General features: G+C 64.8%; 23 protein-coding genes. 13 read left to right on the top strand and 10 right to left on the bottom strand.

Annotated features, from left to right (window positions below):
• Positions 1-75 precede the first annotated feature (75 nt).
• From BCCGELA001_RS13155 to BCCGELA001_RS13130, 6 genes are all read right to left on the bottom strand, one after another.
• On the bottom strand, positions 76-780 hold the full coding sequence (locus BCCGELA001_RS13155) for an ABC transporter ATP-binding protein (protein WP_060735479.1): 705 nt from the start codon (positions 778-780) through the stop codon (positions 76-78).
• Positions 764-1,495, bottom strand: coding sequence for an ABC transporter ATP-binding protein (locus BCCGELA001_RS13150; RefSeq protein ID WP_060735478.1), 732 nt, complete (start codon positions 1,493-1,495; stop codon positions 764-766). Before BCCGELA001_RS13150 ends, BCCGELA001_RS13155 begins: the two co-directional genes overlap by 17 nt.
• Positions 1,492-2,475, bottom strand: coding sequence for a branched-chain amino acid ABC transporter permease (locus BCCGELA001_RS13145; RefSeq protein ID WP_008550150.1), 984 nt, complete (start codon positions 2,473-2,475; stop codon positions 1,492-1,494). Before BCCGELA001_RS13145 ends, BCCGELA001_RS13150 begins: the two co-directional genes overlap by 4 nt.
• Positions 2,475-3,308, bottom strand: coding sequence for a branched-chain amino acid ABC transporter permease (locus tag BCCGELA001_RS13140; protein ID WP_236840892.1), 834 nt, complete (start codon positions 3,306-3,308; stop codon positions 2,475-2,477). Before BCCGELA001_RS13140 ends, BCCGELA001_RS13145 begins: the two co-directional genes overlap by 1 nt.
• A gap of 78 nt (positions 3,309-3,386) precedes the next feature.
• Complete coding sequence (locus BCCGELA001_RS13135; RefSeq protein ID WP_060735476.1) at positions 3,387-4,631, bottom strand: ABC transporter substrate-binding protein; 1,245 nt, start codon at positions 4,629-4,631, stop codon at positions 3,387-3,389.
• 92 nt (positions 4,632-4,723) lie between these two features.
• Positions 4,724-5,539 carry a putative hydro-lyase gene (locus BCCGELA001_RS13130; RefSeq protein WP_060735475.1) on the bottom strand — a complete coding sequence of 272 codons (816 nt, stop codon included), beginning with the start codon at positions 5,537-5,539 and terminating at the stop codon, positions 4,724-4,726.
• A gap of 120 nt (positions 5,540-5,659) precedes the next feature.
• Here BCCGELA001_RS13130 and BCCGELA001_RS13125 point away from each other — a divergent pair, with 120 nt between their 5' ends.
• Genes BCCGELA001_RS13125 through BCCGELA001_RS13110 form a run of 4 tightly spaced genes read left to right on the top strand, consistent with a single transcriptional unit; the run spans position 5,660 to position 9,867 of the window.
• Positions 5,660-6,577: a LysR family transcriptional regulator gene (locus BCCGELA001_RS13125; RefSeq protein ID WP_060735474.1), complete on the top strand. Its 918-nt coding sequence runs from the start codon at positions 5,660-5,662 to the stop codon at positions 6,575-6,577.
• A 30-nt stretch (positions 6,578-6,607) separates the two neighbouring features.
• Positions 6,608-7,858 carry a Zn-dependent hydrolase gene (locus BCCGELA001_RS13120; RefSeq protein ID WP_008550165.1) on the top strand — a complete coding sequence of 417 codons (1,251 nt, stop codon included), beginning with the start codon at positions 6,608-6,610 and terminating at the stop codon, positions 7,856-7,858.
• 12 nt (positions 7,859-7,870) lie between these two features.
• Positions 7,871-8,782 (top strand): NAD(P)-dependent oxidoreductase, encoded by a 912-nt coding sequence (locus BCCGELA001_RS13115; protein WP_008550166.1) that lies wholly within the window; start codon positions 7,871-7,873, stop codon positions 8,780-8,782.
• A gap of 11 nt (positions 8,783-8,793) precedes the next feature.
• The gene (locus tag BCCGELA001_RS13110) at positions 8,794-9,867 is read left to right on the top strand and encodes a malate/lactate/ureidoglycolate dehydrogenase (RefSeq protein ID WP_008550167.1); all 1,074 of its coding nucleotides are present in this window, start codon (positions 8,794-8,796) and stop codon (positions 9,865-9,867) included.
• A 190-nt stretch (positions 9,868-10,057) separates the two neighbouring features.
• Here BCCGELA001_RS13110 and BCCGELA001_RS13105 read toward each other — a convergent pair whose 3' ends face one another.
• Complete coding sequence (locus BCCGELA001_RS13105; RefSeq protein WP_060735473.1) at positions 10,058-11,131, bottom strand: tartrate dehydrogenase; 1,074 nt, start codon at positions 11,129-11,131, stop codon at positions 10,058-10,060.
• Positions 11,132-11,288: 157 nt separating this feature from the next.
• Here BCCGELA001_RS13105 and BCCGELA001_RS13100 point away from each other — a divergent pair, with 157 nt between their 5' ends.
• From BCCGELA001_RS13100 to BCCGELA001_RS13090, 3 genes are all read left to right on the top strand, one after another.
• Entirely contained in the window at positions 11,289-12,065 is a 777-nt protein-coding gene (locus tag BCCGELA001_RS13100) for an SDR family oxidoreductase (protein WP_008550169.1), read from the top strand.
• 114 nt (positions 12,066-12,179) lie between these two features.
• On the top strand, positions 12,180-13,598 hold the full coding sequence (locus tag BCCGELA001_RS13095; protein ID WP_060735472.1) for an amidase: 1,419 nt from the start codon (positions 12,180-12,182) through the stop codon (positions 13,596-13,598).
• 10 nt (positions 13,599-13,608) lie between these two features.
• Positions 13,609-14,259 carry an aspartate/glutamate racemase family protein gene (locus BCCGELA001_RS13090; RefSeq protein ID WP_008550180.1) on the top strand — a complete coding sequence of 217 codons (651 nt, stop codon included), beginning with the start codon at positions 13,609-13,611 and terminating at the stop codon, positions 14,257-14,259.
• On the opposite strand, the gene BCCGELA001_RS13085 is transcribed toward BCCGELA001_RS13090, so the two are convergent.
• On the bottom strand, positions 14,256-14,903 hold the full coding sequence (locus BCCGELA001_RS13085; protein WP_008550181.1) for a TetR/AcrR family transcriptional regulator: 648 nt from the start codon (positions 14,901-14,903) through the stop codon (positions 14,256-14,258). The two genes, BCCGELA001_RS13090 and BCCGELA001_RS13085, sit on opposite strands and share 4 nt — an antisense overlap.
• Positions 14,904-15,036: 133 nt before the next feature.
• Between BCCGELA001_RS13085 and BCCGELA001_RS13080 the strand changes: the two genes are divergently transcribed.
• Genes BCCGELA001_RS13080 through BCCGELA001_RS13060 form a run of 5 tightly spaced genes read left to right on the top strand, consistent with a single transcriptional unit; the run spans position 15,037 to position 19,789 of the window.
• Positions 15,037-15,246 carry a ferredoxin gene (locus BCCGELA001_RS13080; protein WP_008550182.1) on the top strand — a complete coding sequence of 70 codons (210 nt, stop codon included), beginning with the start codon at positions 15,037-15,039 and terminating at the stop codon, positions 15,244-15,246.
• Between the two features lie 57 nt (positions 15,247-15,303).
• Positions 15,304-16,524, top strand: coding sequence for a cytochrome P450 (locus tag BCCGELA001_RS13075; RefSeq protein ID WP_008550183.1), 1,221 nt, complete (start codon positions 15,304-15,306; stop codon positions 16,522-16,524).
• Positions 16,525-16,554: 30 nt separating this feature from the next.
• Positions 16,555-17,877, top strand: coding sequence for an MFS transporter (locus tag BCCGELA001_RS13070; RefSeq protein WP_060737638.1), 1,323 nt, complete (start codon positions 16,555-16,557; stop codon positions 17,875-17,877).
• A 3-nt stretch (positions 17,878-17,880) separates the two neighbouring features.
• Positions 17,881-18,540: a sulfite oxidase-like oxidoreductase gene (locus BCCGELA001_RS13065; RefSeq protein WP_008550184.1), complete on the top strand. Its 660-nt coding sequence runs from the start codon at positions 17,881-17,883 to the stop codon at positions 18,538-18,540.
• 25 nt (positions 18,541-18,565) lie between these two features.
• On the top strand, positions 18,566-19,789 hold the full coding sequence (locus tag BCCGELA001_RS13060) for a bifunctional alpha/beta hydrolase/OsmC family protein (RefSeq protein ID WP_060735471.1): 1,224 nt from the start codon (positions 18,566-18,568) through the stop codon (positions 19,787-19,789).
• Between the two features lie 7 nt (positions 19,790-19,796).
• Here the strand turns inward: BCCGELA001_RS13060 and pdxR are convergent, their stop codons facing one another.
• Entirely contained in the window at positions 19,797-21,245 is a 1,449-nt protein-coding gene (pdxR, locus tag BCCGELA001_RS13055) for a MocR-like pyridoxine biosynthesis transcription factor PdxR (protein ID WP_060735470.1), read from the bottom strand.
• A gap of 83 nt (positions 21,246-21,328) precedes the next feature.
• Here pdxR and BCCGELA001_RS13050 point away from each other — a divergent pair, with 83 nt between their 5' ends.
• Positions 21,329-22,243 (top strand): DMT family transporter, encoded by a 915-nt coding sequence (locus BCCGELA001_RS13050; RefSeq protein ID WP_060735469.1) that lies wholly within the window; start codon positions 21,329-21,331, stop codon positions 22,241-22,243.
• Here BCCGELA001_RS13050 and BCCGELA001_RS13045 read toward each other — a convergent pair.
• A complete protein-coding gene (locus BCCGELA001_RS13045; RefSeq protein ID WP_060735468.1) occupies positions 22,222-23,280 on the bottom strand; it encodes a YeeE/YedE family protein in 1,059 nt (352 codons plus the stop codon). The two genes, BCCGELA001_RS13050 and BCCGELA001_RS13045, sit on opposite strands and share 22 nt — an antisense overlap.
• Between the last annotated feature and the right edge of the window lie 2 nt (positions 23,281-23,282).

Genomic DNA, 23,282 nt, shown 5'->3' with positions numbered 1-23,282 from the left:
GCGGCCCATCCTTCGAGGCGCGCAAGGGCGCGCACCTCAGGATGACGGCTGAGCTTGTGGCTACAGACCATAAAGCTACAGCCCCAGATACGCTTTGCGCACGTCCGGATTGCCCCTGATCTCGGCTGCCGCGCCCTGCATCAGCACACGGCCGGTTTGCAGGATGTAGGCGCGGTCGGCGATCTCCAGGCACTCCGCCATGCGCTGCTCGACGATCAGGACGGTCATGCCGGTGTCGCGGATGAGCTTCACGGCCTGGAAGATTTCATCCACCAGCTTGGGCATGATGCCCTGCGAGGGCTCATCCAGCATCAACAGCCGCGGGCGCGTCATCAGCGCGCGGCCGATCGCGAGCATCTGCTGCTCGCCGCCGGAGAGCGTCTCGGCGCGCTGCTCCAAACGCTCCTGAAGGCGCGGGAACAGCCTGAAGACGAGATCGAGCGGCTCTTCGCGGTTCGCTGCGCCCCGGTAGAGATAACTGCCGAGGCGAAGGTTATCGCGCACCGACAGACGTGGAAACAGCCGGCGGTTCTCCGGCACGTAGGCGATGCCGGTGGCCGTGATGTGATGCTGCGCCATGCCGTCGAGGCGCTTGCCGTCGAACGTCACGGTGCCCGAACGCAGGCGCTCGGCGCCGGCGATGGATTTGAGCAGCGTCGACTTGCCCGCGCCGTTGGCGCCGGCGACGCAGACGATCTCGCCCTTTTGAACCTCGATCGAGACCGCGGAGATCGCGACCAAGCCCTGGTAGGCCGTCGTGACTTCACGCACCGACAGCATGACGATCTCCCAGATATGCCTTGATCACCTTGGGATCGCGGACGACGTCGGCGGGCTTGCCCTCGACCAGCACCTTGCCAAGGTCGAGCACGATGGCCCGATCGACCAAGGGCATGACGATCTCCATGACATGCTCGACCATCAAGACGGTGATGCCGGCATCGCGCACCTTGCGCACCAGCGCCACGCCGGTCTGCGCTTCGGTCGGCGTGAGACCGGTGAGGACTTCGTCGAGCAGCAGCAATTTTGGCTCGGTCGCGAGCGCACGGGCGACTTCGAGGCGGCGCTTTTCGGCCGGCACGAGGTCGCTCGCGAGCACGTCGGCGCGCGCGGCAAGGCCGGTGAACTCCAGCACCTCATGCGCCTTGCGGCGCGCTTCGCGCATTACGGTGTTGCGCAGGAGCGCCCCGACGATGACGTTGTCGATGACACTCATGCTCTCGAAACTCTTGACCACCTGGAAGGTCCGCCCAACCCCACGCTGGCAACGCTCGGCCGCCGGCAAGCTGGTGACATCCTCGCCGTCGAATAGAATCGAGCCTTGCGTCGGCGGCAGCACGCCGGCGATCAGATTGAACAGCGTCGACTTGCCGGCGCCGTTCGGCCCGATCAGGCCGACGATCTCGCCGCGTCCGACCGTGATCGAAACATCGCTGTTGGCGACGAGGCCGCCGAACCGCTGCCAGACGCCGCGGGCTTCAAGGAGCGCGGTCACCGCGTGGCTCCCTTCGCTTTTGAACGCGAGAACAGGCTCACCAGCCCCTGCGGCAAAGCCAGCGAGATCAGCACGATCAGCGTGCCATAGACGATGAGATCGACGCCGCGGCCGGAGCCGCCGATATAGGAGCGCGTGAGTTCAGTGAGCGGGATCAGGATCACGGCGCCGAGCAGCGGCCCCCACAGCGTGCCGATGCCGCCCAGCACCGCTGGCAACGCCATCAATAGCGAGAATTGGAAGCCCATGACGCTTCCGGGATCGATGTAGGAGACGAACTGCGCATAGAAGCTGCCGCCGACCGCGACCAGGAAGGCAGAGACTGCCGCCGCGCCCATCTTCGAGTTGAACACGACGACGCCAAGGCTCTCGGCCGCCTGCGGATTGTCCTTCACCGCCCGCCACCAATAGCCCCATTTGGAATCTTCCAGCCACCAGGTGACGAACCAGGCGACGCAGGCGAGCGCCAGCGCGAAGTAGAAGTATGGCAGTTTCGAGCGCGTGAATTGGAATTTCAGCCAGCTGTCGCCGCGCACGGGAATGTCGATGCCTAGCGCTGCGCCCGCCCAGTCCCAGTTCTGGATCAAGAGCAATCCGATCTCGGCGATCACGATGGTGGCGATCGCGAAGTAGTGGCCGCCGAGGCGGAAGCAGGGATAGCCCAGCGCCATGGCGATTACGGCCGAGATCAGCCCGCCGGCGATCATGCCGAACCATGGCAGCACGCCGAACTTGGTGAACAGCAGCGCAGTGGTGTAGGCCCCGAGCCCGAAATACAGCGCGTGCCCCAGCGAGATCTGCCCGCAATAGCCGGACAGGATGTTCCAGCTCTGCGACAACGCCGCGTACATCAGCGTCAGCACCATGATGTTCTGGACGTAGACGTCCTTGACGAACAACGGCACGATCGCTGCGACGGCCGCGAGGCCCGCAGCAGTGATGAGGTCGCGGCGGCGCCGCTCGACGAAATTCGTATCCATCACATCGACCCGAACAGGCCACGCGGCCGGATGAACACGACGAGCAGATAGACCGCGTAGATGCCAACCGACTTCAACGAAGGCGGCAGGATCAACGCGGTGGTGGCTTCGACCAGGCCGACGATGATGCCGCCGGCAAAGGCGCCGAACACGCTGCCGAAGCCGCCGAGCGCCACCGTGACATAGGCGATCAGCGCAAAGGATGCGCCGACGTCGGGATAAATGTAGAAGAAGGTCGCCATGATGGCGCCGGCTAGCCCGACCAGCGCGCCGCCAATGCCCCAGCCGAGCGCGAACACCCGGTTCTTGTCGATGCCGACGAGGGCCACCGCGCCGGGATCCTCACGGGTCGCCTCCAGCGCGCGGCCGAAATCGGTGCGGTTGATGAAGAGGTAGAGCCCGCCGAACGCGGCGATCGCGACCAGCGCGCCGAACAGCTGCGGCTGCGGAAGGAAGATGCCGGCGACCGAAACCGTCTTGCCGCCGAGCCATGAGTTGGGGACGCTGCGATAGTCGGCCGTGAAAAACAGCTGCGCCAGGCCGCGCATCACGATCGCAAGGCCAAAGGTCGCGAAGATCTGCACCATGCCGACATTGGCCTTGGCGCGCATCGCAAACCGCACGATCACGAGATAGACCGCCGCCCCCACCACAAACAAGGCGGCGGCGGCCAGTGGCGCCGACAGCAACGGATCGATCGCGAAGAACGTGAACAGGAAGAACGTCACGTACATCGCGAGCATCAGGAATTCGCCGTGGGCGAAGTTGACGACGTCCATCAGGCCGAAGATCAACGCCAGGCCAACGGCGATCAGTCCGTAGAGCAGCCCCATCAAGAGGCCGCTCGCAAGACTCTGGATAATAGTTTCGGCTGTCACGTGGCTTCGTCCCCCGCCCGGTCGCCTGATCGCTTATTTCATCGGCCAGATCGCATCGGCCACCGCCGCCTGCGTCGGGAAGATGGTGACGAACTTGCCGCCGACATACTGCAGGAGCACCGGGTCGGCGTCATTGTTCTGGCCCATCTCGTCGAACTTGACGCGCTTCCAGGGCATGATGGTCTGCTCGCCCGGCATCTCGGTCGCGGCCAGCGCGTCGCGGATCTTCTCGCCGTCGGTGGATTTGGCGCGATTGATGGCATCAGCCATGATGATCATGGCCATGAACTGCCGCGACGTGTTGTCGTTGAGGTCCTTGCCCGACTTCGCCTTGAACAGATCGTTGATCTTGCCGACCATCGGGCGCTTGGCGGCGAGATCGAGCGAGAAGCTGCCGCGGGTGATCGCGCCCTCGAGCTTGTCGCCGACCGCGTCGTACAGCGCCTTCTCGGAGAAGCCGGCGGCCTGCGCCACGATGGCGTTCGGCTTGTATCCGAGCTCGGCCATGGTCTTGACCAGCAGGATGCCGTCGGTGGTGTAGCTCGAGGGCATCAGCACGTCGGCATTGGCGGCCTTGAGCTGCTGCACCTCGGCCGAGAGCGACGGCGAGTTGGCGCGGTACTTGATGTCGGCGACGATCTTGTAGCCGCGCTCGTTGGCGAGCCTGGTCTGTGCGTTGGCGGAGTCGGTGCCGAAGATCGTGTCTTCGTGGAACAGCGCCAGCGTATTCGCCTTGGCGCCCTTCTTCTTCATCGCATCGAGGAAGTCGAACATCCCCGCCGAGAACATCTCGTCATGCGGCGAGGCGCGGAAATAGTATTTCAGGCCGCGGCGATGCAGGCTCGGCGAGGAGTTGTCCGCCGAGATGAACGGAGTCTGGTAGCGTTCGCAGATCTGGCTGATCGTGACTGCGACCGCGCTTTGATAGGTACCGAGGATGGCGCAGACCTTTTCCTGCGTGATCAGGCGCTCGGCTTCGGCCCGCCCCTTCTGCGGGTCGCCCTGGGTGTCGGCATAGACGAGACGGATCTTGGCGCCACCAAGACCCGGCAAGCCGACGCCCTTGGCGAGCGGAAGGTCGAGGTCCTGGTCGTTGTTGATGATGTCGACCGCCGTCTCGAACGCGCGCTGCGCATCGACACCCACCTGGGCGCCGGACCCCGACAACGGATAGGTCGCGCCGATCACCACTTCAGAAGTTTGCGCGCGCGCGGCTAGCGGCAGCAGCGCGGCAGCGGCGGTGGCTCCGAGCAGAACGTCGCGGCGAGTGATCGTCATTGGCAAAGTCCCCTATTATTCGAATTTTGCGTGTATCGCATGAAACGATTGTCAGATGGCGTAAAGCTCGAACAAGCAGCAGATGCTGCCTACTATATCACGGCCATGGTCCTGTTCTTCATATCCGTCACCAGCATCAGGCCGGGCGAATGCGTGATGGCGAACGGCAGTTTGGCAGCGTTGATGACCGATTGCGGCGTCACGCCGCAAGCCCAGAACACCGGGATCTCGTCGTCGGCAACCGGCACCGGATCGCCGTAGTCGGGCTTGGCGATGTCCTTGATGCCGATCAGATGCGGATGGCCGAGATGCACGGGAGCACCGTGCACGGCGGGATAACGCGAGGTGATCTGCACCGCACGGATCGCGTCCGCCGGCTTGAACGGACGCATCGACACCACCATGGGGCCGGCGAACGGACCGGCCTCGCCGCAGGCGATGTTGGTGCGGTACATCGGCACGCGCACGTTCTGCTCGATGTGGCGGATCGGCATGCCCTCGTCGAGCAGCGCTTCTTCGAACGAGAACGAGCAGCCCAGCACGAAGGTGACGAGGTCGTCGCGCCAATGCTTGGTGACGTCGGTCGGCTCGTCCACGACCTCGCCGTCGCGCCAGACCCGGTAGCGCGGCACGTCGGTGCGGATGTCGAGATCGGCGCCCAGCGACGGGATGAAAGGGCTGCCGACGTCGGACATGCCGATGATCGGGCACGGCTTCGGATTGAGCTGGCAGAAGCGGTGGAAGGCGCCGGCATATTCGGCCGGCAGGATCGCCAGATTGCCCTGGACGAAGCCTGGAGCCACGCCGGCGGTGGAGGCGACCAATCCCCCGCGGTAGGCGAGCCGAGCCTTGCGGCTCGGAAGGGCGTCGGGCGTTTCAGTTTGCTGCGCTGCCACCAAAACAGTCATGTGATCGACCTGCCTATAAACTCGACAAAGACAAGCCAACACCAAGCGTGCTATAAAGTCTAATCGTCGTTTCTAATCAATCTCGATAAATCCATTTTATCGACTGGGAAAATCCTTCCAATGCTGGACTTCAGGTCGATCGAGACGTTCCTCTGGGTTGTGAAGCTCGGCAGCTTTCGCGGCGCTGCTCAACGCCTCAATACGACCCAACCGGCGATCTCCCAGCGCATCGCCCAGCTCGAACGCGAGATGGGCGTGAAGCTGCTCAACCGCGATCATCGCGTGGCCTCACCGACCCCGAGCGGCCGGCAGATGATGGTCTACGCCGAGAAGCTGATCGGCCTGCGCGCTCAGATGATGGCGGAGATCGGCGATGCTTCCGCGATGCGCGGCGTGATGCGGCTCGGCGTCGCCGAAACCATCGTGCACACCTGGCTGCCGCGGCTGGTGAAGAGCGTCAACGAGATCTATCCGAACCTGTCGCTGGAGATCGAGGTCGACATCACGCCGAACCTCACCGCGCGTCTGCTCGCGCAGGAGATCGAGCTCGCCTTCGTCGTCGGGCCGCTGTCCGCTTCCGGCGTGCACAACCGCGTGCTCGCCGATTATCCGATCGGCTTCCTCGCCAGCCCCTCGCTCGGCCTCGGCAAAGGACCGTTGACGCCGGCGCAGCTCGCGCGATTTCCGATCATCACTTTCCCGCGCAAGACCAAGCCCTATGAGGTCGTGCGCGAGGTGTTCGACCGGCCGGAGCTGCCGCCGATCCGGCTGCATGCCTCCGCCTCGCTCGCGACCGTGATCCACATGGCGATCGAGGGGCTCGGCATCGCCGTGATCCCCGACGCCATCGTCGAGAACGAGCTGGCCGACGGTCGGCTGCAACTGCTCGATACCGATCTTGCGATTGCGCCCCTCACCTTCACCGCGAGCTGGCTCGCCTCGCCCGACGTCGTCGCCGTGGAGCGCGTCGCTGAGCTCGCCCGGCAGATTGCGCAGAGCAGCCTCGCGGTTGACGCGCCCGCGCTGGCGCGCCATTGAAAAGCGCCGGACAAGAGAGAGAACGACCGCATGAGCCGAGCCGCCACCAATCTGCAAATCGATTCCGCCCGCCTCTGGGGCTCGATCCACGAGACCGCAAAGTTCGGTGCGACGGTCAAGGGCGGCGTGCGGCGGCTGACGCTGAGCAACGAAGACAAGCAGGTGCGCGACTGGTTCCGCAAGGCCTGCGAAGACGCGGGCTTGGAGGTCCATGTCGACGCGCTCGGCTCGCAGTTCGGCCTGCGCAAGGGTCGCGATATGTCGAAGCTGCCCGTCGGCATCGGCTCGCATCTCGACACCCAGCCGACCGGCGGCAAGTATGACGGTATTTTGGGGACGCTCGGCGCGCTGGAAGTGATCCGCACGTTGAACGACGCCGGCATCGAGACCGAGGCGCCGATCTGCGTCGTGAACTGGACCAACGAGGAAGGCTCGCGCTTCGCACCTGCGATGATGGCCTCCGCCGCCTATGTCGGCGACTTCACCACCGACGACATTTTGTCGCGCAAGGACGCCGAGGGCATCACCGTCGGCCAGGCGCTCGACGGCATCGGCTATCGCGGCGACAAGCCGGTCGGCTTCCAGAAGCTCGGCTGCTTTGTCGAGCTGCACATCGAGCAGGGTCCGATCCTCGAGGCCGAAGGCAAGACCATCGGCGTGGTCGATTCCGGTCAGGGCGTGCTCTGGTACGACGGCAAGATTTCCGGCTTCGAGAGCCATGCCGGCTCGACGCCGATGCCGCTGCGGCGCGACGCGCTGGCGACGCTGTCGGAAATCGTGCTGGCGATGGAGTCCATCGCAAAGAAGCACGGTCCGAACGCGGTCGGCACCATCGGCGAAGCCGTCATCGCCAATCCCTCGCGCAACGTCATCCCCGGCGAGATCGCCTTCACCATGGATTGCCGCAGTGCCGACGGCGCCATCATGGACGCGCTCGATCGCGACTTGCGCGCCGCCATTGCCGAGATCGCCGGGCGCCGCAAAGTCGACGTCAAGATCGACCTGGTCTGGCGCAAGCCGCCGACGCATTTTGATCCCAAGCTCATCGCTGCCGTCGAGAACGCAGCGAAGACGCTTGGCTATTCCTCGCGCCGCATCACCTCCGGCGCCGGCCACGATGCCTGCAACCTCAACACCGTCATGCCGGCGGCCATGGTGTTCGTTCCCTGCAAGGACGGCATCAGCCATAACGAGCTGGAGGACGCGACGCAGCCGGACTGCGCCGCGGGCACCAACGTTCTCATGCATACCGTGCTGGCGATCGCCGGCGTCGCTTCCTGATTGGAGAGGATCATGCGCGGAGTTTTCGTCGACGCCAACGAAGCCCTTGCCGTGATCATGGAGCGGCTGGAGAAGCCTGGGGATCCCAAGGTCCGGATCCACAGGGACCCCGACATCAAGCCCGAGCAATATCCTGAAATCCTCGACGGCGCCGAGATCGCTATCGTCGATCATACGGCACTGCCGACCGAGGTCGCGAAGAAGTGCACCGGGCTGAAGCACGTCGTGTTCCTCGGCACCGGCGCGCGCAGCTACATGAATCCGGAGGAACTCGCCGAGCTTGGCATCTCCGTGCATCTGATCAAGGGCTATGGCGACACCGCAGTGGCGGAATCCGCGATCGCGTTGATGTGGGCCTCGGCCCGCGTCATCGCGATGATGGATCGGGAGATGCGCGGCGGCAACTGGCTGCGCGAGGACGGCATGCAGCTCACCGGCAAGACGCTCGGCCTGATCGGCTTCGGCGGCATCGCGGCGGAAGTTGCGCGCATCGCGTCCGGCAGCGGCATGAAGGTGATCGCCTGGAATCGCTCGCCGAAGAGCCACGCGGGCGTGGAGTTCACCGACTTCGATACCGTGCTGGCGAAGAGCGACGTCGTGTCGCTGCATCTGCTGCTCAACGACGAGACGCGCGGCATGATCACGCGCGAGAAGATCTTTGCGATGAAGCCCGGCGTCATCCTCATCAACACCGCCCGCGCCGCGATCGTCGACGAGGCCGCCATGATCGACGCGTTGAAGTCGGGCCACATCCGCCATGCCGGCCTCGACGTCTTCAACATCGAGCCGTTGCCCGGCGATCATCCGCTCACGAAATTGCCGAACGTGACGCTGTCGGCACATTCGGCCTTCCGTACGCCGGAGGCGAGCGAGAACCTGATTGGCGCGGCATGGGAGCACTGCCGCCGGATCGTGAAGGGATAAGAACAACAACAATGGCCGATTACCGCATCATCAAGGCAGAGCCGCTCACCAGCGCCATCCATGCCATCGTCAAGGCCGGCGGCTCCACGGACCACGAAGCCGAGCTCGTCGCCACCAACCTCGTCGAGGCCAATCTTAGGGGGCACGACTCGCACGGCGTCGGCATGATTCCGCGCTATGTGCAGAGCGTCACCACGGGCGGTCTCGCCGTGAACCAGCACGTCAAGATCGTCCTCGACACCGGTCCGCTGCTCACCCTCGACGGCCTCACCGGCTACGGCCAAGTGATCGGCCATGAAGCGATGGAGCTGGCCGCCGAGCGTGCCAAGCGCAACGGCGTGTGTCTCGTCGGCCTCTCCAACTCCCATCACATCGGCCGGATCGGCCACTGGGCCGAGCAGTGCATCGACCACGGCCTGGTCTCGATCCACTTCGTCAACGTGATCTCGCGCCCGATCGTGGCGCCCTGGGGTGGCAGCGATGCGCGCCACGGCACCAACCCCTTCTGCGTCGGCATTCCGCGCAGGGGCAAGGATCCCATCGTGCTCGACTTCGCCACCAGCCGGATCGCGCAGGGCAAGACCCGCGTCGCTCACAACAAGGGCGTCGAGCTCGAGCCCGGCACCATCATCGACAATGAAGGCAAGCCCACCGTTAATCCGCGCTATACCGTGATCCCACCTTACGGCGCCATCCTGCCGTTCGGCGAGCACAAGGGTTCGGGACTGGCGCTGGTGTGCGAAATCCTCGGCGGCGCGCTCTCCGGCGGGCAGGTGGTCAAGGGCCCGTCCGACGGCAAATACAACGTCCTCAACGGCATGCTCTCGGTCGTCATCGACCCGGATAAGCTCGGCACCGGCGAGAACCTCGCACGCGAGGTCGAGAGCTTCGTCGCCTGGCACACCGGCTCGTCACCCGGCCCCGGCATCGACAAGGTCAAGATCGCCGGCGAACCCGAGCGCGAGACCAAGAAGAAGCGCCTCGCCGAAGGCATTCCGGTCGACCCGACCACCTGGCAGGACATTCTGGAGTCCGGGAAGAAGTTCGGGCTGGACCAGGCGGCGATCGAGAGGATCGCGAGCTGAGCGGCGCGCGCGCACGTCCCTTCCCTTCTCCCCTTGTGGGAGAAGGTGGCGCGAAGCGCCGGATGAGGGGTTCTCTCCGCGAACAATCGTGTAACTGATAGAGGCCGGTCCGCGGAGACAGACCCCTCACCCGTCTCGCCGCTACGCGGCGAGACACCCTCTCCCACAAGGGGAGAGGGGAAGCCCTGCCCTAATCCACCATATCCGCGACCGCCTTGCCGCACGCAGTGGTGTCGGCGTTGCCGCCGAGATCCTTGGTGCGCAGCGTGCGCTCGGCGAGCGTGCGCTCGATCGCCTCGACGATCGATTTGCCGGCTTCCTTCTCGCCGAGATGTTCGAGCATCATCGCACCCGACCAGATCATGCCGATCGGATTGGCGATGCCCTGCCCTGCGATATCGGGCGCCGAGCCGTGCACGGGCTCGAACACCGAGGGGAAATCCCCCTCCGGATTGATGTTGCCTGACGGAGCGATACCGATGGTGCCGGTGCAGGCCGGGCCGAGGTCGGAGAGAATGTCGCCGAACAGGTTGGAGCCGACCACGACGTCGAACCAATCCGGATGCAGCACGAAGTTCGCGGTCAGGATGTCGATGTGGTACTTGTCCCACTTCACGCCGGGAAACTTCTTGGCCATCGCCTCCACGCGCTCGTCCCAATAGGGCATGGTGATGGAGATGCCGTTCGACTTCGTCGCCGAAGTCAGGTGCTTCTTCGGCCGCGACTGGGCGAGCTCGAAGGCGAATTTCAGGATGCGGTCGACGCCGGTGCGGGTCATCACCGTCTGCTGCGTCACGAACTCGCGGTCGGTATCCGGGAACATGCGCCCGCCGACGGAGGAATATTCACCTTCCGTGTTCTCGCGCACCACCCAAAAGTCGATATCGCCGGGCTTGCGGTTCGCCAGCGGCGACGGCACGCCGGGCATCAGCCGGACCGGGCGCAGGTTCACGTACTGGTCGAACTCGCGGCGAAATTTGATCAGCGAGCCCCACAGCGAGACGTGGTCCGGGATCTTGGCCGGCCAGCCGACGGCGCCGAAATAGATCGCGTCGTGCTTGCCGATCTTTTCCTTCCAATCGTCCGGCATCATCTGGCCGTGCTTCTCGTAATAGTCCCAGGACGAGAAGTCGAAATGGTCGAAATGCACGGCGACCCCGTGCTTCTTCGCCGCCGCCTCCAGAACGCGCAGGCCCTCGGGCATCACTTCCTTGCCGATGCCGTCGCCGGGAATGACTGCGATCCGGTATTGTTTCTTGCTCATCGAGAACGTCCTTGGTTGGTTCGGCAGCCGCCGCCTTTGATCGCACTGCAATGGACCAAACGCGGCGGCAGCGCAACGCTGCACTGCAATGTTGACCATGGCGCGACCGAGCGCCTACTGGTTTGATCCTGTTCCTATCCCGCGAGAGTACCCCCTCATGGATTTGCATCTGCGTGGCAAGCGCGTCCTGATCACGGGCGCCTCCAAGGGCATCGGCGCGGCTGCCGCCGAGGCATTTGCCGAAGAAGGCGCGCACCTCCTGCTGGCTGCCCGCAGCGGCGACCAGCTCAAGGCGCTGGCGGATCGCCTGCGCTCGGTACACCAGATCGATGCCGCAACCAGCATCGTGGACCTGCGCAAGACGGAGGACGTGGCACGGCTCGCGAAGGAAGCCGCCGACATCGACGTCCTCGTCAACAATGCCGGCGACATCCCGGGCGGCTCCATCGACAAGATCGACGAGGCGACCTGGCGGCACGCCTGGGAATTGAAAGTGTTCGGCTATATCAACCTCACGCGGCAGATCTATGCGCAGATGAAGGCCAGGGGCGGCGGCGTGATCGTCAACGACATTGGCGCGGCCGGCGAGAAGTTCGATGCCAATTACATCTGCGGCAGCGCCGGCAATGCCGCGCTGATGGCCTTCACCCGCGCGCTCGGCGGCAAGAGCCTCGCCGACAACATCCGCGTTGTCGGCATCAATCCCGGCCCTGTCGGCACCGACCGTCACGTCACCCTGCTCAAGACGCGTGCCAAGCACCAGTTCGGCGACGAGACTCGCTACAAGGAATTCCAGAAGAGCCTGCCGCTCGGCCGTCCCGCACATGCGCGCGAGATCGGTGACCTCATGGCGTTCCTGGCGTCGGATCGCTCAGGTTATACCTCGGGGGTGATCTACACGGTCGATGGCGGCATCAGCGCCGGCTGGGGTTAGTTTCTTCCGTCGTTGCGAGCGAAGCAAAACGATCCAGGAATGCCCCAGCGGTCACAGACTGGATTGCTTCGCTGCGCTCGCAATGACGACAGGACAAGCACGGGAGTAAAATAATTGTCTCAAGACCTGATCCGCGAAACCGCGTGCACAGTCGTCGACAAATTGCGGTCGGGCGACGTCTCGCCGCTCGAACTGCTGGATGTGGTGGAGAAGCGCATCAAGGAGGTCGACGGCAAAGTCAACGCACTGCCGACGCTGTGTTTCGATCGCGCGCGGGATCATGCCAAGGCCCTGATGCAGAAGCCGGCCGGCGCGCGCGGCCTGCTCGCGGGCCTGCCGGTGCCGATCAAGGACCTGACCGACGTTGCAGGCGTGCTGAACACCCAGGGCTCGCCGATCTTTAGGGATAACATCCCCGCCAAGTCCGACCTCATGGTTGAGAACCTCGAGGCCAACGGCGCGGTCGTCTACGCCAAATCCAACACGCCGGAATTCGGCGCCGGTGCCAACACCTTCAACGAGGTGTTCGGCGCGACGCTCAATCCCTGGGATACTTCGAAATCCGCGGCCGGCTCGTCCGGCGGCGCGGCGGTGGCGCTGGCGACCGGCATGGCCTGGCTCGCGCAGGGCTCCGACATGGGCGGCAGCCTGCGCAGCCCGGCGAGCTTCTGCGGCATCGTCGGCATGCGGCCGAGCATCGGCCGCGTCGCGCATACGCCGAAGGCGGGCATCGACCGCAATCTCGGCGTGCAGGGGCCGATGGCCCGGAACGTCGAGGATCTCGCGCTTCTGCTGGACGCCATGAGCGGCGACTATGCCGCCGATCCGTTGTCGCTGCCGGCGCCTCTGACCTCGTTCCTGTCGGCCGCACAGTCCGGCAAGAGGCCCAAGCGCATCGCCTATTCGCCCGATCTCGGCATCACGCCTGTCGATCCCGAGGTCAAGGCGATCACGCGCAAGGCGGCTGAACGCTTTGCCGAGGCCGGCGCCGTCGTCGAGGAGGCACATCCCGACTGGCGCGAGGCGCATGAATGCTTCCACGTGCTGCGCGCCTTCGACTTCGCGATCAGCAAGGCACAGCTTCTCCGGACCAAGCGCGATCTGCTCAAGCCCGAGGTAATCTGGAACATCGAGGAAGGCCTCAAGCTCACCGTCGAGCAGCTCGAGCGCGCCGAGGCCCAGCGCGTTGCTATGACCGCGCGCGCGGTCGAGTTCTTCAAGAACTATGATTTGCTGCTGACGCCCACCACGATCGTGCCGCCCTTCCCTGTCGAAAATCGCTATGTCGCCGAATGCGCCGGCAAGCGATTCGACAATTACGTCGAATGGCTCGGCATCGTCTACGCAATCACGCTGGCCTGCTGCCCGTCCCTGTCGCTGCCGTGCGGCTTCACGGCGTCCGGCCTGCCGGTCGGCGTGCAGGTGGTGGGCGCGCCGCGCGCCGATGCGCAGGTCATCGCCGGCGCGAAGGTGCTGGAGGACATTCTGGGTTTGCGCAGCACGACGCCGATCGACCCGAAGGTGAAGAACTGACGTATTCCCGATGACGACACCACCTCGCATCGCCCTCATCCACGCCCTCAAACACTCCATCGCCCCGATCGAGGCGGCGTTCGCGAAGGCGTGGCCCGCGGCGCGGTTGATGAACCTGCTCGACGACAGCCTATCGGCGGACCTCGCGCGCGACGGCGCGCTCACCGACGCCATGACCGAGCGTTTCCTGGCGCTCGGCAATTACGCCGCAGGGACCGGAGCGGACGGGATCCTGTTCACCTGTTCGGCCTTCGGCCCCTGCATCGAAGCGGTCGCGCGGGCGCATGCGCCGGTGCCGGTGCTGAAGCCGAACGAAGCCATGATCGAGCGTGCGGTGACCATGGGCAAGCGCATCGGCCTACTCTCGACCTTCCCGCCGACCCTGGCCTCGATGCCGCCGGAGTTTCCCACCACCGTCGAGGTCGTACCGAAGCTCGCCGAGGGCGCGCTGGCGGCACTCGATCGCGGCGACCGCGCAACGCACGACCGGCTGATCGCCGAAGCTTCGCGCGATTTGCGCGATTGCGACGTCATCGCGCTCGCACAGTTCAGCATCGCCGCGGCCGCGCCGCTGGTCGCCAAAGTCACCGGCCATCCGGTCGTGACCACGCCTGATAGCGCCGTCGACAAGCTGATGAAGCTGCTGAACGCGAAGACTTAAGCGCCAGCCTTCTTGCGGCGCCGCGCATCCTTGATCGCAACAGCCAAGGCGGCCTTCGTCTCGTTGACAAAGTCCTCGACGAGCTCCTCGCGCGTCGCATGCGCCGCCTCGCCGGTGAACAGTCCCTGCTCGGCCAGCATCACCACGCCGTGCAGCGCCGCCCAGATCTTGAGCGCCTGCCGCTCGCGCAAATAGCCGACCGCCGGAGCCTCCAGGGCCTCGATCACGAGCGAAAAGGTCTCGCGCGTGGCCTCGTGCAGCTCGCTGCCCTTGGCCGCACATGAGACCGTGCGCGAGGCGAACATCAGCCGGTAGATACCGTTGCGACGCAGGCCGAAATCGAGCGTGGCCAGCGCGAGCCGCGACAGCTTCGATTGCTTCGAGGGCGTTGTCATCGCCTCGCGCAGAATTGCACTGAGCTGCCGGAAGGCTTCCGCCGTCACCGCCGCGAGCAAAGCCTCGCGGTCTGCAAAATGTCGATATGGGGCCGGCTGCGACACGCCGAGCTGCCTGGCCAGCGCCTTGATGCTGATTGCCTCGGCACCGCCCCGTTCCGCTTCGCGCAGCGCGGCCTCGATCAAGGCATCGCGAAGATCGCCGTGGTGGTAGGTCTTCTCGGGCTTGCGAGCGAGTTGTGAGCGCATGTTGAACGAAGCCTATGAGATTGCGCTTGACAGGGGAAGTCCAACACGAATGTAATAGGCTATAACTTAGACAAGACCTAAATGAGGAAACGCGCCGCCTTCGGGGCAGGCGCCTACGACCGAGGAAGCCGCGATGACAGAGCGACTGAAGGTTCACGTCGATCCCGACAAGTGCCAGGGCCACGCCCGCTGCAAGGCGCTCGCGCCGGAGCTGTTCGAGCTCGACGAATACGGCAACGCCCATGAAGCCGGAGACGGCATCGTTCCGCCGGGCCTGGAAGACAAGGCCTGGCTCGCCAAGTCCAATTGTCCGGAAATCGCGATCGATGTGATCGAGGAGTAGCGCGCTTTCCGCGCGTTGCGCGTGCTTTCAGCGAACACGAGCCCTGGAGCTTCCGAGATGTCCGACGTCAGCCAGCCCGCCGCTCATCCGCCCGTGACCGACTGGGTTCACGATTTCGACCACACCGATCCGCAATGGACGGACGATCCCTTCCCCATCTGGGACGAGCTGCGCACCACGAGCCCGGTCGTGCACACCAATCGCTTCCTCGGCTGCTATCTGCCGACGACCTATGAGGCCGTGCGCGAGATCGCCAACGACACCGAGCATTTCTCCTCCCGTCGCATCATCGTCCGCGACGTGCGTCCCGAGATCAACAGAAACGCGGCTCCGCCGATCACTTCTGATCCGCCCGAACACAAGCCGGCTAAACAGCTTCTGCTGCCGCCGTTCACGCCCGACGCAATGAAAAAGCTCGAGCCGCGCGTCCGCGCCATCTGCAACGAGCTGATCGACGAATTCATTGCCGAGAAGAGCGTGGACGCGGCCGCGCGCTACACAAAGCACATTCCGGTGCGCGCGATTGCGCACATGCTCGGCATTCCCGAAGGCGACAGCGATCTCTTCGTCAACTGGATCCACATGATCCTGGAGCTGGGTATCAAGGACGAGACCAAGCTGCTCCAGGCCGTCCAGGAGATGAGCGCCTATTTCAGCGCCCATATCGAGGCGCGCAAGACGAAGCCGACCGATGACCTGATCTCGTATCTGATGAACGCGAGGGACAAGCAAGGCAATCCGCTGGAGGATTCCCACGTGCTGGGCTCGCTGCGCCTGCTCCTGATCGCCGGCATCGACACCACCTGGAGTGCGATCGGCTCCTCGCTCTGGCACCTTGCGAAAACGCCTGCCGATCGCGAGCGGCTGATCGCCGAGCCCGGCCTGATCCCGATCGCGGTGGAAGAGCTGCTGCGTGCCTATTCGCCGGTGACCATGGCGCGCGAAGTGGTCAAGGAGACCACCATTTCGGGTTGCCCGGTCAAGCCGGGCAACATGGTACTCTTGTCGTTCCCGGCCGCGAACCGCGACCCCAAGATGTTTCCGGACGCTGACAAAGTCGTGATCGACCGTCGCGAGAACCGCCACGCCGCGTTTGGCCTCGGCATTCACCGCTGCGTCGGTTCCAACCTTGCGCGCATGGAAATGCAGGTTGCGCTGGAGGAATGGCTCAAGCGCATTCCGGACTTCCGGCTCGATCCAGCAGGCACGGTGACGTGGTCACAAGGCACGGTGCGAGGCCCCCGCCAGTTGCCATTCTTGCTCGGAAAGGCGATGTAGGCCTCTTCCAAATTGTACGGAGAGGCCGGCGTGACAGAGCAAGCAACCAACCCGGCCTCCGACCACATCGACATCGCCGACGCCGAGCGGCGAATCAAGGCGATCTTCATCGGCTCCATAGGCAATCTCGTCGAGTGGTACGATTTCTACGCCTATACGGCGTTTGCGCTCTACTTCGCTCCTGCGTTCTTTCCCGGCGAGGACCCCGTCGTCCAACAGCTGAACGTCGCCGTCGTATTCGCGGCGACCTTCCTGATGCGGCCGCTGGGCGGCTGGTTCTTCGGCTACATCGCCGACCATTACGGCCGTCGCATCTCGCTCACGCTGTCCGTCGTCTTCATGTGCTTCGGCTCGCTGATCATCGCGCTGACGCCGACCTACGCGACGATCGGTTTCGCCGCACCGATGATTCTGGCGCTCGCCCGCGTGATCGAGGGCCTGAGCCTCGGCGGCGAATATGGCGCCAGCGCCACCTATCTCAGCGAAGTCGCCGACCCCAAGCACCGCGGCTTCTATTCCAGCTTCCAATACGTCACGCTGATCGGCGGCCAGCTCACCGCGATCATCGTGTTGCTGCTCCTGCAAAAGGTCTTCCTCACCCCGGAGCAGCTGAAGGACTGGGGATGGCGCATCCCCTTCGCGATCGGCGCGGCGCTTGCGATCTTTGCCGCGGTGATGCGACGCGGCCTGCACGAGACGGAGGCGTTCGAGGAAGCCAAGAAGGTGGTGAAGCCGACCGGCTCGCTCACCAACCTGTTGCGCTATCCGCGCGAACTCTTGCTCGTCGTCGGCCTGACCGCCGGTGGCACTGCGGCGTTCTACACCTTCACCACCTACATGCAGACCTTCGTCAAGCTCTCGGTTGGGTTGACCGAGGACCAGACCACGTTCGTGATCTTCGGCACGCTGATCTTCGCGACCATCCTGCAGCCGATCTACGGCGCGATCTCCGACAGGATCGGACGCAAGCCGCTGCTGATCTTCTTCGGTGTCGCCGGCACGCTCGCCACCGTGCCGCTGCTGATGGCGTTGAAGGAGACCAAGTCGCCCTTCATCGCATTCATCCTGATCTGCGCCGCCTGGCTGTTCGTCGCCGGCTACACCTCGATCAACGCGGTGGTGAAGGCCGAGTTGTTCCCGACCAATGTCCGCGCGCTCGGCGTCGGCCTGCCCTACGCCATCACGGTCTCGATCTTCGGCGGCACGGCACCTGCGATCGCGCTCTATTTCAAGAGCATCGGGCACGAGGAATGGTTCTATTTCTATCTTGCAGGCATCATCTGCCTGTCGCTGATCATCTATGCTACAATGCGCGATACCAAGCATGCCTCCGCAATGCATCGGCACGAGTAGGCCATGAACGACGAGACGCCATCCGACAGCAAGCTGACGCGCACCAAGGAGAAGTGGGCGCGCGAGGGCCGCTTTCTCACGGGGAAGATCACGCGGCCGGAGGACCAAAGGCTGCCGCCCGGCCAGCACCTCACCAAGGATTGGCCGGTGCTCGATCTCGGGGTCGTGCCGCCGGTGTCGCGCGAACGCTGGCGGCTCGACGTCTATGGCGCGGTCGAGACTCCCGTGTTCTGGACCTTTGCCGAATTCGCCGCGCAGAAGCAGGCCCGCTTCACCTCCGACATTCACTGCGTGACGACCTGGTCCCGCTACGACAACGAGTGGGAAGGCCTCGCGACGCGCGAGCTGCTCGCACTCTGCCAGCCGCGCGAGGACGCACACTTCGTCGTGCTGCATTCCTATGACGGCTACACCACCAATCTTGCGCTGGAGGATTTTGCCGCCGAGGACGCCCTGCTCGCCCATAGCTGGTCGGGTCAGCCTCTGACGGAGGAGCATGGCGGCCCGGTGCGGCTGGTCGTGCCGCATCTGTACTTCTGGAAGAGTGCCAAATGGCTCCAGGCGATCGAATTTCTGACCAAGGATGCGCCGGGCTTCTGGGAAGTCCGCGGCTATCATAACCGCGGCGATCCCTGGGCCGAGCAACGCTATTCAGGCGATTAGGATCAAGCAAGGACGGGGGAAGCCCATGCCGACGGAACGCTTTCAATTCACCGGCGAAGGCGGGCATCAGCTTTCGGCCGCGCTGGAGTTGCCGGACGGCGAGCCCGCTGCGTTCGCCCTGTTCGCGCATTGCTTCACCTGCGGCAAGGACACGCTGGCAGCCAAGCGCATCGCGGTCGCGCTTGCCGCCAAGGGCATCGCGGTCCTGCGGTTCGACTTCACCGGGCTCGGCTCCAGCGAGGGCGATTTCGCCAATTCGACGTTCTCCTCCAACGTTGCCGACCTCGTGCGCGCGGCCGATCATCTGCGCAACGTCCGCAAGGCGCCGTTGATCCTGATCGGCCATAGCCTCGGCGGTGCGGCGATTCTTGCTGCAGCGGGACAAATTCCTGAAGCCAAGGCGGTCGTCACCATTGCAGCGCCCTCAGATCCCGCCCACGTCACGGGTCTCTTCCGTGAGCATCTCGACAACATCCGTGCTCAGGGCGAGGTCGAAGTCTCGCTCGCGGGACGTCCGTTCCGGATCAAGCGCGAATTCCTCGACGATATCGCCGAGCACCAGCTGATGAAGGACATCACCGGCCTGCACAAGGCGCTGCTGGTGATGCATTCACCGGTTGACGACACCGTCGGCATCGACAATGCAACCAAGATCTTCGTGTCGGCGAAGCACTCCAAGAGCTTCGTCTCGCTCGACCACGCCGACCACCTGCTGTCGAAACCGGACGATGCTCTCTACACCGCCGATGTGATCGCGGCCTGGGCGGGCCGCTACATCGACACGGCAAAGCCCGCCAAGGCGATGGATCTTCCCGAGGCGCCGCGACAGGTCGTGGTGCAGGAGACCCGCAAGAGCAAGTTCAACCAGATCGTCTCGGTCGGGCCGCACCATCTGGTGGCGGACGAGCCTGTGGCTGCCGGCGGCGAGGATGCCGGCCCCGGGCCCTACGATTTCCTGCTCGCAGGCCTCGGCGCCTGCACCTCCATGACCATGCGCCTCTATGCCGACCGCAAATCGCTGCCGCTCGACCGCGTCACGGTCACGCTGAAACATTCCAAGATTTACGCCAAGGATTGCGCCGAGTGCGAGACGCGGGAGGGCATGCTCGACCAGATCGAGCGTGACATCACGATGGATGGCGCACTCGATGCTGAGCAGCGCAAGAAACTGATGGAGATCGCCGACAAGTGTCCGGTGCACCGGACACTGACGTCCGAGATTCGTATCGTGACGAAGGCCATCGAGTAGCGCCGCACTAGAAACAGGATGCCATTGTCCGTACCGCCGCGCTGATCTCGCTCTCATGCCAGGCCGCAAAGCCGAGCAGCAGACCGTGATCCCTGGGACGGCCGAGCGCAAGGCTGGACAGAGCTCGCGTTTCGACCCCGGCGGCGACCAGTCGCTTGACCACGGCCTGATCGGCCCGACCGCGCTTGAGGCGGGCGACGAGCTGGATACCGCCGGGCGGCACCTCGACCGAGAGCATGCCACCGAGATGCCGCTGCAGCTCCTCGACGAGATGATCGCGGCGCGCGTGATAGAGCCGGCGCATCCGGCGCAAATGCGCAAGGAAGTGCCCATCGGCGATGAATTCGGCCAGCGCTTCCTGGATGTGGCTGGCGGCGATAAGCCCCATATGCTGCTGCGCAATTTCCAAGGTGCTGACCAGCGCCGCCGGCGCGACCAGATAGCCGAGGCGGATGTCCGACCTCATCGCCTTCGAGAAGGTGCCGACATAGAACACGCGGCCATGGGCATCCAGCCCCTGCAAGGCTGGCACCGGCCGGCTGTCATAGTGGAATTCACCGTCGTAATCGTCCTCGACGATCCAGGTCCTGCCGGGTCGGCTTGCGGCGAGAAACTCGGTGCGGCGAGCCAGCGACATCAACCGGCCGGTCGGGTGCTGATGCGACGGCGTCATGAAGATCAGCTTCGGAGCGCCAAGCCCCGGTGTCCGCTGCATGCCCTGTTCGTCCAGCCTGACGCCGGTCAGGCGCGCGCCGGGTGCGTGAAAGGCAGCCGCCGCGCCGGGATAGCCGGGGTCCTCAACCCATACATTGTCCCCCGGCGAAATGAGTGTGGCCGCAACCAGCGTCAGCGCGGCCTGCGCGCTCGGCAGGATCATGATCTGGTCCGCCGTGGCGCGGACGTCCCTGCTCGTCGCCAGGTAGTGCGCCAGCGCTTCGCGTAGGCGCAGCCGGTTGACCGGTCCGAGCTCGCGTCTGCCTGCATGGACGGCGCTGCGGCGTAGGCACCGCGCCCAGACCTCGTTCGGAAACTCCCTGAAATCGCCCAGCCCTGGGCGCAGCGGTTTGAGCTGGCCCCGGTAAGACATCGGCCAGTCCGCCCGCTGGAGCTTGGTGGCCCAGGGCGAGAGCCGCGGCTTGCGGGCGCGCTCGCCCGCTGCGGCGGCGCCCGCTTGTTCGATGCGTTCGCGCCCGTCGATCGTGACCACGGGACGGCGACCGTGCGACGCTGCGAGATATCCCTCGGCCGCCAGCTGCTCGAACGCGTATGTGACGGTGTTGCGCGAGACGCCGAGATCGCTCGCAAGCCGTCGGCTCGACGGCAGCGCGCGGCCTTTGCCGAGGCGCCCGGTGGCGATCAAGCTTCGGAGCTGGCTCGTCAATTGCGCCACCAGCCCCTCGCCATCGGTCCGCTTCAGCTCGATCAGCCCGGAAACCGTCGTGTCGGACACTGGCACCCTAATGTTCTCCAATCTGGCACTTCTTCGGATGCCAGTTGGAATGCTATCCGGCGACCCGGATTGCTTCAAGGACCTGCGACATGAGCACCCTGTCACCCCGGACCGCCATCGGCCTGTTCCTCATCGTGGTGCTGGCCTGGGGCGTGAACTGGTCGGTGACCAAGCAGCTCGTGCAGTTCGTTCCGCCGCTGTGGAGCGCGGCGATCCGGAGCTGGATCGCGCTGGCTGGCTTGTTCGTGCTCCTCGGCCTCAGCAACAATCTGGTGATCCCGGAGCGGCGCGACATTCCCGTGATCCTGAGCGTGGCGCTGCTGCACATGACGCTGTTCTCGATCCTGGTTGCGGGTGGCCTTCGTTTCCTGCCTGCAAGCAAGGGCGTCGTGCTCGGCTACACCACGCCCCTCTGGGTCGCACTGGCCGCGCCCCTGCTCGGAAAGGACACGCTGACCGCACCAAAGCTCGCCGGCGCTCTGCTCGGCCTGATCGGCCTTGCCGTCATCCTCAATCCGTCCTCGATCGACTGGACCAACACCAACGTCCTGCTCGGCGCCGGCATGGTCATCCTGGCCGCGATCTGCTGGGCTGCGAACATCATCTATATGCGCGCGCATCGCTGGATCGGATCCCCGCTCCAGCTCTTGTTCTGGCAGGTGCTCGTGGCAACGGTCGTGCTGTCGGTCGGCGCGACAGCCGTGGACGGCCTCCCGCACGTGGCGTGGTCGTGGCGGCTCGTGTTGCTGTTTCTCTATTCGGGACTGATCGGAACGGTGCTGGCCTATTGGGCGATGTCGATGGTGAACAAGAGCATCTCGGCCCTGACGACGTCGCTCGGCACCACCGGAACGCCGCTCGTCGGCATCGCCAGCGCTGCGATCCTTCTGAGCGAACCCATCGACATGAGTCTTGCGGTCGCGGCCGCGCTGATTGTCACCGGCATCGGTCTTGCGACGCTCGGCGACCGGTTGCTGCGCGGTCAGGCAACCGCGAGTGGCTGAACCCGCAAGCTCCCGCGCAGGCCTGCCGTGGTGCCGAGCAGGATGCCGGCGACGGCAACGAACGAGCCCAGCGCCAGCGTCGATAGGCCGGTGAGCCCCTGCCCGATCGAGCAGCCGAACGCCATCACGCCGCCGATACCCATCAGCGCGGCGCCGCCGGCCGAACGCAGCATGTGTCGCGGCGAGGAATAGCCTTCGAGCTGAAAACGGCGCGTGGCCAGCGCGGTGATCAGGCTGCCAGCGAAGACACCGGCGACCGTCGCGACGCCGAAGTTGGGCGTCAGGCCGGTCGAGAGCATAGCGTATTGCAGGCTATCGGCGATCGGCGCGACGAAGGTGAGCGAAGTCACCGGCACTGGATTGAACTCGTCGGCGCCGAGGAAACCGGTGACGGACCAACCGCCGGCGACGAGCAGGCCGACGATGACGCCCGCCGCGACCTGACCCGGCGAGCGCCGAAACGCCGGATGCGCGAATGCAAACAGGATCAGCGCGACGACGATCGCAGAGGCCGCGAGCGCCCGCGAGGTCGCTTCAGCCGCACCGAACGTTGCCAACAGCGACGGCAGCGAATTCGCGTTGACGGTGATCTGCGAGGCCTGAACCAGCGCAATGCGCGCCGGCGCGATCAGGCCCTTCAGCGTCATCTGCGCTGCGATGGCGAGCACGATCACGACGACGAAAGACCTGAGATTGCCGCGCCCGAGCAGCACCAGTGCGCGCGAGCCGCAGCCGTTCGACAGCACCATGCCGTAGCCGAACAACAGGCCGCCGAGGAACAGCACGGGCACCGAGAAGGATTGTTGGAGATAGATCGATTTGCCGAGATCGACCGTGCCGCTGCCCGCGAGGAATTGGCTCGCGGCGATCGCAACGGCCATCGCCAGCGCATAGGTGCGCACCAGCCGCCCATCCCCCTCAGCAAGCCAGCCGCGTACGCTGCTCATCAGGCAGAAACCGCTGAGCAAGCCGACCGCGCCATAGATCAATCCAATGACGAGGCCGGCGAGGATGACGAGTTGAGCGGACGACTCCATTT

The sequence above is a fragment of the Bradyrhizobium sp. CCGE-LA001 genome, from assembly GCF_000296215.2.
Classification (GTDB): Bacteria; Pseudomonadota; Alphaproteobacteria; order Rhizobiales; family Xanthobacteraceae; genus Bradyrhizobium.
Note: the sequence above shows the minus strand (reverse complement) of the source record. Positions and strands in the feature narration are given on the sequence as shown.

Bases quoted from the DNA above. Each gene is read 5' to 3' on its own strand.
- BCCGELA001_RS13155 (WP_060735479.1), bottom strand. From the start codon at position 780: ATGCTGTCGGTGCGTGAAGTCACGACGGCCTACCAGGGCTTGGTCGCG.
- BCCGELA001_RS13145 (WP_008550150.1), bottom strand. From the start codon at position 2,475: ATGGATACGAATTTCGTCGAGCGGCGCCGCCGCGACCTCATCACTGCT.
- BCCGELA001_RS13140 (WP_236840892.1), bottom strand. From the start codon at position 3,308: ATGGGGCTGCTCTACGGACTGATCGCCGTTGGCCTGGCGTTGATCTTC.
- BCCGELA001_RS13135 (WP_060735476.1), bottom strand. From the start codon at position 4,631: ATGACGATCACTCGCCGCGACGTTCTGCTCGGAGCCACCGCCGCTGCC.
- BCCGELA001_RS13130 (WP_060735475.1), bottom strand. From the start codon at position 5,539: ATGACTGTTTTGGTGGCAGCGCAGCAAACTGAAACGCCCGACGCCCTT.
- BCCGELA001_RS13125 (WP_060735474.1), top strand. From the start codon at position 5,660: ATGCTGGACTTCAGGTCGATCGAGACGTTCCTCTGGGTTGTGAAGCTC.
- BCCGELA001_RS13120 (WP_008550165.1), top strand. From the start codon at position 6,608: ATGAGCCGAGCCGCCACCAATCTGCAAATCGATTCCGCCCGCCTCTGG.
- BCCGELA001_RS13115 (WP_008550166.1), top strand. From the start codon at position 7,871: ATGCGCGGAGTTTTCGTCGACGCCAACGAAGCCCTTGCCGTGATCATG.
- BCCGELA001_RS13110 (WP_008550167.1), top strand. From the start codon at position 8,794: ATGGCCGATTACCGCATCATCAAGGCAGAGCCGCTCACCAGCGCCATC.
- BCCGELA001_RS13105 (WP_060735473.1), bottom strand. From the start codon at position 11,131: ATGAGCAAGAAACAATACCGGATCGCAGTCATTCCCGGCGACGGCATC.
- BCCGELA001_RS13100 (WP_008550169.1), top strand. From the start codon at position 11,289: ATGGATTTGCATCTGCGTGGCAAGCGCGTCCTGATCACGGGCGCCTCC.
- BCCGELA001_RS13090 (WP_008550180.1), top strand. From the start codon at position 13,609: ATGACGACACCACCTCGCATCGCCCTCATCCACGCCCTCAAACACTCC.
- BCCGELA001_RS13085 (WP_008550181.1), bottom strand. From the start codon at position 14,903: ATGCGCTCACAACTCGCTCGCAAGCCCGAGAAGACCTACCACCACGGC.
- BCCGELA001_RS13080 (WP_008550182.1), top strand. From the start codon at position 15,037: ATGACAGAGCGACTGAAGGTTCACGTCGATCCCGACAAGTGCCAGGGC.
- BCCGELA001_RS13075 (WP_008550183.1), top strand. From the start codon at position 15,304: ATGTCCGACGTCAGCCAGCCCGCCGCTCATCCGCCCGTGACCGACTGG.
- BCCGELA001_RS13065 (WP_008550184.1), top strand. From the start codon at position 17,881: ATGAACGACGAGACGCCATCCGACAGCAAGCTGACGCGCACCAAGGAG.
- BCCGELA001_RS13060 (WP_060735471.1), top strand. From the start codon at position 18,566: ATGCCGACGGAACGCTTTCAATTCACCGGCGAAGGCGGGCATCAGCTT.
- BCCGELA001_RS13050 (WP_060735469.1), top strand. From the start codon at position 21,329: ATGAGCACCCTGTCACCCCGGACCGCCATCGGCCTGTTCCTCATCGTG.
- BCCGELA001_RS13045 (WP_060735468.1), bottom strand. From the start codon at position 23,280: ATGGAGTCGTCCGCTCAACTCGTCATCCTCGCCGGCCTCGTCATTGGA.